Raw genomic sequence first — 12,520 nt, 5'->3', positions numbered from 1 at the left:
AATATCCACTTGAGATAATAAATCAGGGTAAACACAAGACTAATAAAAATAATATGTTAGTATTGCAAGGCAGTGTAAGGATTTTGAATCATGAATATAGAGTTACTAGTTAGCAAAGCCAAGCAAGTATGTGACAACCGTGGTGCACGATTTACTCCTATTAGAGAAAAAGTATTTAGACTACTCGCCTCTAAACAAGGTGGCGTTGGCGCATACGACTTACTTGAAGAGCTCAAGTTAACGGAAGCGGCTGCAAAACCCGCTACCGTATATCGTGCCTTAGACTTTCTTTCTGAGTTGGGTTTTATCCATAAAATTGAAAGTACGAATGCGTTTATGCTTTGCCACCACTTCGACCACACACATCCAGTGCAGTTACTGATCTGTGATAGTTGCGGTAACGTTCAAGAGTTACACTCAAACACGATTTCGCATGAACTGAACAACCTAGCTGCTGAGACTGGATTTGTGGTTACAGAGCAAACCATCGAGGCTCATGGCCGTTGCGAAAAATGTAAAGATTAAGTGCAGTGAGCAAAAAAGCCCACTACACTTATCACTAAGAGCGACACTAATTTATTAAAAATGCGTAAGGGAAAGTCCATATGAATGTAGAGTTCATCAACCCCTTTTTATCATCTCTAATCAATGTATTGGCTACAATGGCGCAAACAGAATTGACGCCGGGTAAGCCAAAAGTGAAGAAAGACGAAGTCGCACAAGGTGATGTATCAGGTCTGATTGGCATGGTTGGCCCACAGACAAAAGGGTCATTTTCGATCACCTTTGAAGAGAACCTAGCGCTAACCATTATGGAGCGTATGCTTGGAGAGCGCCCAGATTCCATAAATGAAGACGTCACTGATATGGTTGGTGAAATCACCAACATGGTCACTGGCGGTGCTAAAAACCTGCTCGGCGAAAAAGGCTACGAGTTTGATATGGCAACACCGGTTGTTGTTTCAGGCCCAGGCCATACTATCACCCATAAATGTGATGGCCCTAAACTTATTATGCCATTCACCTCTCCTGACGGTAATGCCAATATCGAAGTCAGCTTCGACAAACTCGCCTAATAGTTAAAAGCACACGTTACTTTATGAGTTGGACTCAAAAACAAATTACCTTGAAGCCTCGAAAACGAGGCTTTCACTTGGTAGACGACGAGATTATCTCTCAGCTTCCAGAATTACATGACTATCGTATAGGGCTGCTGCACCTGTTTATACAACACACCTCCGCCAGCCTAACAATTAACGAAAATGCCGACCCAACGGTACGCATGGATATGGAAAGCCACTTTAATCATTTTGTACCACAGAGGCAAAGCTACTACCGCCATGACTATGAGGGCGATGACGATATGCCAGCACATATCAAATCCAGCACCTTAGGATGTGAAGTAACCATTCCCATTTCTGAGGGCCGCTTACATTTAGGCACTTGGCAAGGTATTTATCTCGGTGAGCATCGTGACCGTGGTGGTGCAAGACGCGTTATCGCAACGCTTCAAGGTGACAGAAAAGGCTAGGCGCTGAGCGCTTAGCCTTCGATGTATTCGTAGCTTACTCTTGGGGTGACGTTACACAGCAGCTCATATGGAATAGTATCGGCATATTGCGCTATTTCTTCTACGGGCAGGTTTGGTCCCCACATTTCTACTTCATCACCCACTTGAATACCATTAGGATTATCACCAATATTCACACTGATCATATCCATAGACACGGTGCCGACTATGCCGTAACGCTGGTTACCAATAACCACTGGAGTGCCAATTTTAGCGTGTCTGGGGTAACCGTCTCCATAGCCAACACCAATAACGGCAAGATAGGTGTCCTGTTCACATTGCCAACGTCCGCCATAACCTACCGCCTGATGCGCTCTTACCCGCTTGATGGCAATAACTTTAGTGGTCAAGCGCATGACAGGCTTTAAACCGTGTTGCTGGCCAACACGCGCAAGCATAGGTGAAACGCCATAAAGCATTAGGCCCGGACGGATCCAGTCGCCATGAGATTCTGGCCAACCTATGATCCCCGCGGAGTTTGCCAAACACAATGGTGCGTGACTTTGGCCAACTAACGACTTAAATAGTACTTGCTGTACTTCGGTTTTATTGTCTTTGATATCATCGGCACAAGCAAAGTGTGTCATTAAGTGGATTTTATCAGCAACATTTTTTGAGCGCTTAAGGCGGGCATAGAATGCTTCAAACTCTTCAGGCTCAACGCCGAGACGATGCATACCGGTATCTACTTTTAGCCACACAGTAAGCGGTGCATCTAAATTAGCACGCTCAATCGCTTCAAGCTGAGAAATGTCATGCACTATAGTTTGCAGATTATTGGCAAGTAGAATGGGTAAATCAGAAGGGTGAAAAAAACCTTCTAACAAGACAATTGGTTTAGTGATGCCACCTGTTCTAAGCGCGAGCGCTTCATCAACTCTCGCCACAGCGAATGCATCCGCATCTTGCAAATGCTGAGCTATTTTAACCAAACCATGACCATAAGCATTGGCCTTAAGTACCGCCATAATCTTACTTTTTGGCGCCAGTTTTTGTGTTAGCTGTAGGTTTTCTCTCAGCGCGGTTAAATCGATTTCAGCACTCGCTAGTCGCATTTCACTACTCAATTGACAGTTAATATTCGTCGTCCATTGCTGGACCCGCATAGTTATCGAATCGAGAGTATTGACCTTGGAAGGTTAACCTAACCTTACCGATCGGACCGTTACGTTGCTTACCTATGATGATTTCGGCCGTGCCTTTGTCTGGGCTATCGTCGTTGTAAACTTCATCACGATAAATAAACATGATTAAGTCGGCATCCTGCTCGATAGAGCCTGATTCACGTAAGTCGGAGTTTACTGGGCGTTTATCTGCACGTTGTTCTAGCGTACGGTTAAGCTGAGAAAGCGCGATAACTGGACACTGCAGCTCTTTGGCTAGCGCCTTTAATGAGCGAGAAATTTCAGCAATTTCAAGCGTACGATTGTCCGAAAGGCTCGGTACGCGCATGAGCTGCAAGTAGTCCACCATGATCATGCTGATCCCACCGTGATCGCGTGCAATTCGTCTAGCGCGTGAACGCACATCCGTTGGCGTAAGACCAGATGCATCATCTATGTACATCTTGCCCTTTTCCATCAGTAAGCCCATGGTGGATGACAAACGTGCCCAATCGTCATCATCTAATTGACCGGTACGTACCTTGGTTTGGTTGATACGGCCGAGTGAGGCGAGCATCCTCATCATGATCTGTTCTGAGGGCATCTCTAGCGAGTAGATCAGTACCGGCTTATCTTGCGTCATCGCGGCATGCTCAGCCAAGTTCATCGCAAATGTGGTTTTACCCATCGACGGACGCGCTGCAACAATGATCAAGTCAGAAGGCTGTAGTCCTGCCGTCATCTTGTCTAAGTCACCGTAGCCTGTACTTACCCCGGTAACACCATCTTGTGGAGATTGGTAAAGTTCTTCAATTTTATCAACAGTTTTCTCTAGGATGCTGTGAATACTTTGCGGACCTTCAGTGCTTTTAGTGCGCTGCTCAGCAATCTTAAATACCTTGCTCTCAGCTAAATCTAACAGCTCATGACTATCTCGCCCTTCCGGATTAAAGCCAGCCTCTGCTATTTCATTCGCCACACCAATCATTTCACGAACAACCGCACGCTCACGGACGATACTCGCGTATGCATCAATGTTTGCAGCACTTGGCGTGTTTTTAGCAATCTCAGCAAGATAGGAGAAACCACCTATGGTTTCTAACTGATTGTTCTTTTCTAGATTCTCAGAAATCGTGATTAAGTCGATAGGTTGACTAAGCTCTACCAGCTTTTCCATCGCTTCAAAGATCAGCTTATGGGTTCTGGTATAAAAGTCATGAGACACCACCAATTCCGCAACACGGTCGAAGGCTTCATTATCTAGCATCAAGCCACCGAGCACAGATTGCTCAGCTTCAATTGAGTGCGGTGGAACTTTTAAGGTATCGACTTGTATATCTGGTTTAGCCATATCACAACATTGAGAAATTGAAGGCCCTCTATTGTATCTTGTCTACCCATAAGTGCAAATAACAAAAGGCCAGAGTTTGGGGGAAACTCTGGCCTTTTGTTATTTGATGAAAGCGCGTATTAGTTACGCTTTAGCTCAATATTGCCGCTAACGGTATCGATTTCTACATCTGCATTACCACCGTTAAGCACAAACTCAAGTGAACGAGCTGGGCCATATTTGGCTTTTTTAACTTGATCTGAACTTAGCTCATTGGTGATATGGCCGCCTGAATGCGCGTTGATTTCAAATCTTGCTGATACATCCGTAGGGAAATAAAGCTCAATATCGCCACTAACGCTGTCCATATTTATATTGGCGTTGTCCAGTAACTTTGCTGCATATACTGCTATTTCGCCGTTAACGGTAGATAAGCGTAAGTCTTTTAACTCAGCCATCTTCAACTCGACTTCGCCGTTGACGTTTTCTAAGCGCAGCTCGGTTGCGGTGGTTTGCGTTTTAATTTCGCCATTAACGGCGTTAAATCTTAGCTTACCGCTCGAAGCGATATCTTCAATGTCCCCATTGACGGTTTCAAACTGAATATTGCCATCTAAGTCACGACTATCAATATCACCATTTACCGTTTCTAGTGCAATTTTACCGCTGATTTTACTCGCTTTAATATTGCCGTTGACCGTTTTGATACGGGCGCCCGCAGTTAAATCAGCAGCTTCAACGTCAACTACCACTCCTTCAAAATTTAATTCGCTGCTACGAGGCATGTAAATAGTGAGTTTAGAGCCATCACCACCGCCCCAACTTTTATAGCGTCTTGGCATCTTCACGATAAACTCGGTTACCTCACCAGAGGTTTCTAGTTTATAACCCTCGGCTTTATCGTCTAACTCGCCAGTCACTTTAAAAACGTTTTTATCCCATGTTTTTATCGTTACGTCACCGCGCTGATTCTCGATGACAACTTTACCATTTGCAGGAACCGACAGTTCTTTATCGATAGATTCTCCGGCGAACACTATCGCAGGTAGCGCCGCTAGGCTAATAATTAATGCTTTCATCCTAATTCTCCTAAATTTGTTGCCAACGAGGTTGGTGAACCTTATTGATTAAGTCGAGTTGCTGCTGATAAACCTGAGCTAACATTTTTAACAGCGCAGCGTTCTCAGGATCTTGCTTTAAAGACAACTTAATCGCTTGTTCCGCCTGCTCGAGCTCTTGCAATTGTGTCTGCCAATCAGAAGTCAGCGCTGGCTGCGTTTCATATTGAACCAGTAAAGACTGTTTTTGCTGCTCAAAAAAAGCGCTAATATTAGCCAGTGAGTCTTGCTTAGGCTGATTCATAATGACTTGCCAAGCGAGTAAGCCCGCAATAGTACACGCCGCAATACCAGATAACTTTTGCCAATTATTTTGCTTTGGCGGTTGTATCGGTTGTGCTTGATTGATTGCACGCTCAACGCCTTGCCATAAGTCACGTTGTGGCTTTGGCTGCGACTGTTCGTCATTCAGTGCGGTATGCATAAATTCATCAAAAGATGGTTTAGTCATTGTTGTACCACTCCTGTAATAAGTTACGTGCTCGGTGATATTGCGATTTGCTCGACCCTACGGCCATGTTTAACATATTGGCAATTTCCTCGTGGCGATACCCTTCGACAGCATGTAATACGAAGACCAACCTGGCACGTTCCGGCAATCTGACAATAAGTTTATCGAGGCCATTTAGCTCTCCTAGCTGCTCAGCACCTTGCTCATCCAATCCGGATTGTTCAAAGCTTACGACCTTTTGTAACCAGTTTTTTTGCTTTCTAAGATAACTGATAGCAATATTACTGGTCACACTATGAAGCCAAGTCGTAAATTGTGATTGCCCTTTAAATTGGTCTATCTTTTGCCACAATTGCACAAAAACTTCCTGACATGCATCTTCTGCATGAGCGGGCTCAGCGAGCAATCTAAGACATAATGCATATACGCGACGGTGATGTTGCTCAAATAGTTCGCGAAATGCACCTTGATCCCCTTGCTGGCATCTAGCCACTAGCGCATCGGTTTGTTCTTGTGTAAATGCCTCTTTGGCATTAATTATCATGCGTCTGTTCCTTTGGGTTGATTCCTTCATCTTCGCATATCGAATGGAACAAACAAAGTCACCAACGCTCAATTGCCAATTTCTACTTTTTTATAAAGTACTTATTTAGACGCGGGCGAAACCAGAAATGGTTTAAAAGAGTTGAAAAAAATTTTACTTTTTTTATTTGGCAGTAAAAAGTGGAGCCTGATGCTCCACTTAGGAAAGTTACTCAGCGATTTTAGCTTCGCTCTCGTCTGCTACTTGATATGGTTTATAGTGCCAACCTTTAAAGACTAATGTCGGCTTTTGTCCCGGTGGCTGTACGCCAATACCTGCACTTTTTAATGCTTGGTCAAAGTGGATCCCTGTACCACCAGTACCAGTAATCGATGCTCCTCGAACCGTACCATAAAACTGACCACTACCATTCAACAGAATAGAGGTTAACGGTGAATAAATAGCAGCATATAGTGACGATGCGCCGCTAAATACAAAACCATTAGGACCATCAAATGAAGAATACACACTAAATACCGGCAGTTTGCTCTTCTTGGTTAATCCTTCTTGCTCAGCAATAACCTTAGCACTTGCGCCAATAGAAACTTTGCCAGTGGTGAACACGGTCAGAGAACTTTCCTTTTCTATCCAGATGTGGGTATCGCCAGCTAATGTGAGGTCACCATCAATCAACCAGATCACATCGCCACCAGAGATCTTGATTTTGCCATCCGATCCTAACTTCAACCCTTTAAATGGGAATGCAAGCTGCGTTTTTTCTGTCGCTGTGCCGAGGTTTTGATCCACCCCTTGGAACAAATAAATGGTGTGCTCTTTTGCAACATACACACTCGAGCCATTACGTTCATACACTGCCTGTTTTGGTTTAAAGTGTAAGATTTGTTGCGCGCCTACATTTAGAGGAGTGAATCGATTACGAGGATCGATAATGCTATCCATATTAAAAGGCAACGCCAAAGGATCACACTCTTTATTAGGCTTTGCAGGGTCATAGTCGGGAGAATCTGGATCGTACACTTTTACCGGCTCAACCACTAAATCTGCGACTCTAAATTTAGCATCGGAGTAATGCACACCATCTTGAACTTGCAAGCCAGTATCTTTAAATTGACCACTGCCAGTATATTGAATATCGAACGCATCGCCATTTTGGTTGATGATCTCAGCGCCCCACTCCATTTTCGCGTCACCCATGGCGCGCACATAACCTTGGATCTTGCCGCCTCTATGCGTAAAAAAGCCGCGGCTGTAGACATTACCTTCCACTCGAATACCGCTTGATGACGGCGAAATATCTACCCCGGTATTTGACCTAACGTCACCCAAAATAGGTGAAGAGCCTTTTAAGTAAATCACACCAGATGCTTCAACATCGCCTTTAATCGGAGAGTGACCTGATAGCACCACATCTGCATCGCCTACCACAGTGTGTACATCACCATCATGGCTTTTTGTTTCTTCGTAAGTGCCTTTCGATGAGTCATAGCTATCGACAGAACCACTACCAGATAGATTCACACCTTTACAGCCAGTCACCGCATTTTGGAATATGGACTCTTTCGCTGCTGGCTGTAACTCGAAGCGCGCAACTAGCCGATGGTTCGCGTGCTCACCATGACGCTGACCTAAGCTTTCAATTTCAAACTCATTGCCATTGGCATTAACCGAGATCTGATATTGCGAATCAGTGATCGTTCCACTACCTGTTTTACTAATACCATTTATCAGCTCATTGACATCTTGCGGGTTACCACTTAATGCCGCATCCAGCTTTTGACGATATTCTCTGATCCCTTGTTCAGCCACTAATCTTGCATTAATGTCTTTTTGGAAGTTACCACTTAATCTTTCTTGTACAACACCTTCCTTGAGGGAAGCGAATACCACAACGCTAGCCATGCCGCCGAGCAGCATCACTTTAACCAGTGTAAAACCTTGTTGTTGTTTCATTGTATTAGCTACCTAATCCAGCGTAAAAATTCATCTGTATGCCAGCACCGTATTGTGTCGGAAAACTACTACCTTGTATTGTGACTGTAATTAACTGACCACTGGCACCGGTTGCAAACGCGAGTCCAGTTACCCCTTTCAAAAGATTGATATCACCCGTGCCGCGATCGCACACTAAATACCCATCTTGTAAAAAATAGCGTTCAGTATAGTCAGCCGTGGGGACACTGCCATCACAAGCGGGCACCCCAGCCAATTGGCGGATCGTAATATCGGTCGCCGTCACAGTAGGGATTTCCTGAGTTTGCTTGATGCTGCGCATCATCACTCGATTGGTATAGCGAACAATCTCTTGTGATGTTGCGAGCTGTTGGCTTGTCGTCACCGTTTCTTTTATCGACGTGTATGACGTTGCAATCCCAATCACCAATACTAACCCCACAACCATAGCGACCATGAGTTCCAGTAAGGTATATCCCTTTATTTGTTTCATACGCCTCCTCCTGGTGGTGGAGAACAAGTATCCTCAACATTTGGGTAACTGGTAGTCAAAGAAATTTGGTTTTCAGCAGAGTTTTTTACCCGTTTATCTTCCCAACTCACTGTAAGCTGCATGTTATTGCTATATACCGGAGGCAGCGCTAACGTATAGCGACTATCCGCTGGATGCAGCTGTTGAATAAGTGGATTAGCAAGTGTCATATCATCGTTGTTGTGTTGCAATTCACATAACAAGGGCCATATCCTCTCAATTGCATTTTGGCCATGAATTAACGCCATCGTGTATTGAAAGCTATTGGAGGCAAACTGTAATGACTTAAGCTGCGTCGCAGCAAGACCAAGCAACATTAGCCCAGCCACCAACATCGACACCACGACCTCAATGAGAGAAAACCCCTTACTTAACTGCAATTTTGTTCCGCCTCAGCTAACCAACTTTGACCACTGACCAGCACACATAAACGATAATCCTGGGTATCGGTAATGTTGTCGGTGATCAATATATTGTTTGTCGCCAGCACTTCGCCACTTTCGCGCACAACTTGGTCGGCCAGTGCCACTTCTATCGAGCTGTGTTTAATAGAAAACCGCCCCACTTCGGTCAATTGGCCATTTTCATTGGTTTTCACAACCCAGTCGCTGTCCTCAACGACCAGTGATACCTGTTGCTCACGTCGAACCGCTTCACTACGGGCCAAGCGATATATCGCCTGCAGTTGATTAGCATGCGTCGTAAGTCTGTCTTGCTGAATTTGCTTTATAAAACTTGGCGCAGCTATCGAAGCTAAAATTGCAAGTATTGCCATGGCAATAAGCAGCTCAAGCAAGGTAAACCCTAAATATCTATTACCAGCAATCATTGTTCTTCGGTCCTTGTTCACCAAGATGGTTGATACTTAGCACACCACACCTGTCAGCCGCTTGTGCTTTTCCCGCTATTGGCGTGGCTGTATATTGATATCCCAAGTTACGGTATTGCCCAACTGCGCCATTTGGTTTATCAGTGGGAATATATTTAAACGTGTAGAATTTAGACTCAGGCAAATCTGTAAGTAAACTCGCATCAGGGTAGCCACTATTGCGGCTGTATATGCGTTCAATCACCCCCGCCATTTCCAACATTTGCTGCTGTGCTTGCGAACGACGTCCATCCTGAACGTATTCCACATATGACGGATATGCCACGCTGGCTGTGATCGCCACTATTGCAACGGCAATTAATAGCTCCGTAAGCGTAAAACCTTTATTTACAGACATTTAATTATTCCACCACTAAATTGATAGCGCTGTCATTTTATTCCACTTTATGACAGACAAAAGACAAAGAAAAGGATTAACCTATAATATGTAAACATAACATGGAGCGAAAGTTTCTAAAAAGGAAACTTATTACACCACATTACAGCAGTATTGCCTTTTGATATAAGGCAAACTTTGAGCGAGAGGATCATCCATGTCACACCTTAAATTGGTATGAATAAGATTATTATTATGATTTTCTTCGAGGGGTTACTTAATTCAGCCTAAGATTTGGATGCCAACAAAGCCAATATTTTTAATATTCAATGCATTCGGCATTAAGAATATCTGTTAACTAGGTCTTTACTGTCCGAAACTCGGGATCATTTAGGTAAATTAAGTGAATAAAAAGCCGTGTATAAAAATACACGGCTTTTTTAAGCTCAATTAAAAATTAAGCTTCAGCAATTACGATTACTTTGATCGTAGCTGTAACGTCAGAGTGTACTTGGATAGCTACGTCGAACTCGCCAGTCTCACGGATAGTACCAAGAGGTAGACGAACTTCTGACTTAGAAACCTCAACACCTACTGCAGAGATAGCATCAGCAATATCGCGAGTACCGATAGAACCGAATAGCTTACCTTCGTCACCCGCTTTAGAAACTAGAGTTACTTCAGCTAGTGCTTCTAGTTTTTCAGCGCGTGCCTGTGCAGCAACTAGCTCTTCAGCGATTTTCGCTTCAAGCTCAGCGCGACGTGCTTCGAAAGTTTCAATGTTAGATTTAGTTGCAGGAACTGCTTTCCCCTTAGGGAATAAGAAGTTACGTGCGAAGCCAGATTTAACATTAACCTGATCACCTAGGCTACCTAGGTTTGCAATTTTGTCTAGTAGAATAACTTGCATGTCTCTACACCTTTTAAAAACTAGTAATCAGCTGCTTACTTGTGTAAGTCAGTGTATGGAAGAAGGGCTAGGTAGCGAGCACGCTTGATAGCAGTTGCTAGCTGACGCTGGTATTTAGCGCTAGTACCTGTGATACGGCTAGGTACGATTTTGCCACTTTCTGTTACGTAGTTTCTAAGAGTAGCCAGATCTTTGTAATCAATTTGTTGTACGCCTTCCGCTTTAAAACGGCAGAACTTACGACGTCTGAAATAACGTGCCATGAGTAATTTCCTCAATTAATTCTTTCAATATGTTGTGCGTGCAATACCAGCTGACTCAAGCCATTTCGGCTCTCGTGGCGATTTATAAAACCGCGAACTTGTAATGCTTGCCCAACGTATAAATGCTCAGTTTGGTTTCGGAACTGTTCTCCACTGGCAACCACTTGAATACGCACGTAGGCATTTCGAGTAAGGTCAGCCTCTAATTGCATTGATTTGTGCTCAAGAACAAATATGCAATGTGGGATCCCAGCTGGGCTTTGACTAAATTTAGGTGTTTTACAAATCACGCCCGAAAGCAGATATTGATTGGTATACAGGTCAACCTGATTACTCACCATTACCTCGAAAGGTTAGTCAAATCCGAAATCAACAACGATTAAGCAGAAGCTGCTTCTTTTTTCTCTTCTTTTGCAAGAGGAGACGCTTCAGTTACCGCGTTTTTAGTACGCATAACTAGGTTACGAAGCACTGCATCGTTGTAGCGGAAAGAAGTTTCAAGCTCGTTGATTACTTCAGTTGGTGCTTCAACGTTCAATAGAACATAGTGTGCTTTGTGAAGCTTTTCGATTGGGTAAGCCAGTTGACGACGACCCCAGTCTTCTAGACGGTGAATAGTACCGCCAGCTTCAGTGATAGCACCAGTATAACGCTCGATCATACCAGGTACTTGCTCACTTTGGTCTGGGTGAACCATGAATACGATTTCGTAATGACGCATGGATATTCCTTACGGTTAGTATAGCCTTGTCCCGTTTCGGCCAGTCGGGGTAAGGCAAGGAACGACAATAGTAAGGCCGAAAGAGCGCGTATTTTACGCGTAGCATTAAAATTAAGCAATCAGTTTGTTATGAAAAATTGGTGGAATAAGACTATATCTGCAAGGTTTTTTTAGAGTGATTGAAAAACAAGGATATTTAGGAGAGTTGGAGCGGCACACGAGGTTCGAACTCGTGACCTCGACCTTGGCAAGGTCGCGCTCTACCAGCTGAGCTAGTGCCGCATTCCATAGTTAGCTCATTATATTGTCGGTAATTACGCAAGGTCGCGTTGATTACCTACTGCAGCTGAGCTAGTGCCGCATCACAATATTTAGCTCTGGATTTGTCGGTAACTACGCTAGGTCGCGTCCTTACCTGTAGCAGCTGAGCTAGTGCTGCATTACATTTTTTAGTTTATACACCTAAAGTAAGTGTTTGGAGCGGCACACGAGGTTCGAACTCGTGACCTCGACCTTGGCAAGGTCGCGCTCTACCAGCTGAGCTAGTGCCGCATTCCATAGTTAGCTCATTATATTGTCGGTAATTACGCAAGGTCGCGTTGATTACCTACTGCAGCTGAGCTAGTGCCGCATCACATATTTAGCTCTGGATTTGTTGGTAACTACGCTAGGTCGCGTCCTTACCTGAAGCAGCTGAGCTAGTGCTGCATTACATTTTTTAGTTTATACACCTAAAGCAAGTGTTTGGAGCGGCACACGAGGTTCGAACTCGTGACCTCGACCTTGGCAAGGTCGCGCTCTACCAGCTGAGCTAGTGCCGCAT

17 protein-coding genes and 3 tRNA genes are annotated in these 12,520 nt (G+C 44.2%); 3 read left to right on the top strand and 17 right to left on the bottom strand.

Features of this window, described 5'->3' with window-relative positions:
• The first annotated feature begins 90 nt into the window (after positions 1-90).
• The 3 genes from zur (at position 91) to BB427_RS14190 (ending at position 1,531) form a co-directional block, all read left to right on the top strand.
• A complete protein-coding gene (gene zur, locus BB427_RS14200) occupies positions 91-525 on the top strand; it encodes a zinc uptake transcriptional repressor Zur (RefSeq protein ID WP_039494096.1) in 435 nt (144 codons plus the stop codon).
• An 80-nt stretch (positions 526-605) separates the two neighbouring features.
• Positions 606-1,076: a chemotaxis protein CheX gene (locus tag BB427_RS14195; protein WP_010607100.1), complete on the top strand. Its 471-nt coding sequence runs from the start codon at positions 606-608 to the stop codon at positions 1,074-1,076.
• Between the two features lie 23 nt (positions 1,077-1,099).
• A complete protein-coding gene (locus BB427_RS14190) occupies positions 1,100-1,531 on the top strand; it encodes a secondary thiamine-phosphate synthase enzyme YjbQ (RefSeq protein ID WP_069021361.1) in 432 nt (143 codons plus the stop codon).
• An 11-nt stretch (positions 1,532-1,542) separates the two neighbouring features.
• On the opposite strand, the gene alr is transcribed toward BB427_RS14190, so the two are convergent.
• The 17 genes from alr to BB427_RS14105 all read right to left on the bottom strand — a co-directional run bounded on the left by alr (position 1,543) and on the right by BB427_RS14105 (position 12,518).
• Complete coding sequence (alr, locus tag BB427_RS14185; protein ID WP_069021360.1) at positions 1,543-2,625, bottom strand: alanine racemase; 1,083 nt, start codon at positions 2,623-2,625, stop codon at positions 1,543-1,545.
• 19 nt (positions 2,626-2,644) lie between these two features.
• Positions 2,645-4,024 carry a replicative DNA helicase gene (gene dnaB / locus BB427_RS14180; protein WP_017217222.1) on the bottom strand — a complete coding sequence of 460 codons (1,380 nt, stop codon included), beginning with the start codon at positions 4,022-4,024 and terminating at the stop codon, positions 2,645-2,647.
• A gap of 119 nt (positions 4,025-4,143) precedes the next feature.
• Positions 4,144-5,082 (bottom strand): DUF4097 family beta strand repeat-containing protein, encoded by a 939-nt coding sequence (locus BB427_RS14175; protein ID WP_069021359.1) that lies wholly within the window; start codon positions 5,080-5,082, stop codon positions 4,144-4,146.
• Positions 5,083-5,092: 10 nt separating this feature from the next.
• On the bottom strand, positions 5,093-5,572 hold the full coding sequence (locus BB427_RS14170; protein ID WP_045987985.1) for a hypothetical protein: 480 nt from the start codon (positions 5,570-5,572) through the stop codon (positions 5,093-5,095).
• Positions 5,565-6,116 (bottom strand): RNA polymerase sigma factor, encoded by a 552-nt coding sequence (locus BB427_RS14165; RefSeq protein ID WP_010368802.1) that lies wholly within the window; start codon positions 6,114-6,116, stop codon positions 5,565-5,567. Before BB427_RS14165 ends, BB427_RS14170 begins: the two co-directional genes overlap by 8 nt.
• 207 nt (positions 6,117-6,323) lie before the next feature.
• On the bottom strand, positions 6,324-8,066 hold the full coding sequence (locus tag BB427_RS14160; protein ID WP_069021357.1) for a DUF7305 domain-containing protein: 1,743 nt from the start codon (positions 8,064-8,066) through the stop codon (positions 6,324-6,326).
• Between the two features lie 4 nt (positions 8,067-8,070).
• On the bottom strand, positions 8,071-8,559 hold the full coding sequence (locus BB427_RS14155) for a PilW family protein (RefSeq protein WP_069021356.1): 489 nt from the start codon (positions 8,557-8,559) through the stop codon (positions 8,071-8,073).
• Positions 8,556-8,978 carry a type IV pilus modification PilV family protein gene (locus BB427_RS14150; RefSeq protein WP_069021355.1) on the bottom strand — a complete coding sequence of 141 codons (423 nt, stop codon included), beginning with the start codon at positions 8,976-8,978 and terminating at the stop codon, positions 8,556-8,558. The genes BB427_RS14155 and BB427_RS14150 overlap by 4 nt, the downstream gene beginning before the upstream one ends.
• Entirely contained in the window at positions 8,969-9,427 is a 459-nt protein-coding gene (locus BB427_RS14145; RefSeq protein ID WP_069021353.1) for a GspH/FimT family pseudopilin, read from the bottom strand. Before BB427_RS14145 ends, BB427_RS14150 begins: the two co-directional genes overlap by 10 nt.
• Positions 9,414-9,824 carry a type IV pilin protein gene (locus tag BB427_RS14140; RefSeq protein ID WP_069021351.1) on the bottom strand — a complete coding sequence of 137 codons (411 nt, stop codon included), beginning with the start codon at positions 9,822-9,824 and terminating at the stop codon, positions 9,414-9,416. Before BB427_RS14140 ends, BB427_RS14145 begins: the two co-directional genes overlap by 14 nt.
• 436 nt (positions 9,825-10,260) lie before the next feature.
• The gene (gene rplI / locus BB427_RS14135; protein WP_010368808.1) at positions 10,261-10,713 is read right to left on the bottom strand and encodes a 50S ribosomal protein L9; all 453 of its coding nucleotides are present in this window, start codon (positions 10,711-10,713) and stop codon (positions 10,261-10,263) included.
• A 35-nt stretch (positions 10,714-10,748) separates the two neighbouring features.
• Entirely contained in the window at positions 10,749-10,976 is a 228-nt protein-coding gene (gene rpsR / locus BB427_RS14130) for a 30S ribosomal protein S18 (protein WP_002962753.1), read from the bottom strand.
• Positions 10,977-10,987: 11 nt separating this feature from the next.
• Complete coding sequence (priB, locus tag BB427_RS14125) at positions 10,988-11,317, bottom strand: primosomal replication protein N (RefSeq protein WP_010368809.1); 330 nt, start codon at positions 11,315-11,317, stop codon at positions 10,988-10,990.
• A 38-nt stretch (positions 11,318-11,355) separates the two neighbouring features.
• Positions 11,356-11,697 (bottom strand): 30S ribosomal protein S6, encoded by a 342-nt coding sequence (rpsF, locus tag BB427_RS14120; RefSeq protein ID WP_010368810.1) that lies wholly within the window; start codon positions 11,695-11,697, stop codon positions 11,356-11,358.
• A 206-nt stretch (positions 11,698-11,903) separates the two neighbouring features.
• Positions 11,904-11,979, bottom strand: a tRNA-Gly gene (locus BB427_RS14115).
• Positions 11,980-12,173: 194 nt separating this feature from the next.
• Positions 12,174-12,249, bottom strand: a tRNA-Gly gene (locus BB427_RS14110).
• Between the two features lie 193 nt (positions 12,250-12,442).
• Positions 12,443-12,518: transfer RNA gene (locus tag BB427_RS14105), tRNA-Gly, on the bottom strand.
• Positions 12,519-12,520: the final 2 nt, after the last annotated feature.

The sequence above is a fragment of the Pseudoalteromonas sp. BMB genome (genome assembly GCF_001709235.1).
GTDB classification, from domain to species: Bacteria; Pseudomonadota; Gammaproteobacteria; order Enterobacterales; family Alteromonadaceae; genus Pseudoalteromonas; species Pseudoalteromonas maricaloris.
This window is presented reverse-complemented; position numbering and strand designations above follow the sequence as displayed.